At 46.2% G+C, this 727-nt stretch carries 1 protein-coding gene; it reads left to right on the forward strand.

What is annotated here, in order from left to right; all coding sequences use genetic code 11:
• Positions 1–104: 104 nt before the first annotated feature.
• A partial coding sequence (locus ACT3SX_RS15395; RefSeq protein WP_444761856.1) for an IS30 family transposase occupies positions 105–727 on the forward strand: 623 nt, incomplete at its 3' end.

Genomic DNA, 727 nt, shown 5'->3' on the forward strand with positions numbered 1-727 from the left:
TCTTAGATTAACACATGAAGTGCAATATCAAAGAGCAGGTGAAAAAGAGGCCTAGATGCGCTAGCATCAAAGCTACTATCCACCGCCAAAGTGAGATTGCAACCATGAGCTATACACATCTAAGCCTAGAGGAACGATATCAGATTTATGCCCTTAGAGGGGCACAACATAGTATTAAATTTATAGCAGGGGCATTAGGCAGAAGTCCCAGCACCATATCAAGAGAGCTTAGACGCAATAAAAGCCTACGAGGCTACCGAGCAAAGCATGCAGACAACACCGCTAAAGCGAGGCGAGCAAATAATGCCTTCACCATCATTTTAAACGTCTGGGACTGGGTCGTGACTAAGCTTAAACTGCAGTGGAGTCCTGAGCAAATAGCAGGCGTTCATAGTGGAGTCAGTCACATGAGTATCTATCGTTACTTATGGACGGATAAGAGGCAAGGCGGCACGCTATGGCAATATTTAAGACGCAAAGCCAAACCCTATCGTCAAAGGCTTACCACTGAGACTCGTGGGCGTATTAATGACAGGGTCTCAATTCATGAGCGCCCTCATGTAGTAAAAGAGCGATCCCGCATCGGTGATTGGGAAGCGGACACCATCATTGGTAAAAACCACAAACAAGCTATCGTGACAGTGGTAGAGCGAAAGACAGGTTTGGTTAAGATGAAGCGAGTGACTAAAAAGAGTGCTCATCTGGTCGCGGATGCGATGGTGGTTAT

The organism is Psychrobacter sp. AOP31-B2-9, assembly GCF_052378005.1.
Lineage (GTDB): Bacteria > Pseudomonadota > Gammaproteobacteria > Pseudomonadales > Moraxellaceae > Psychrobacter.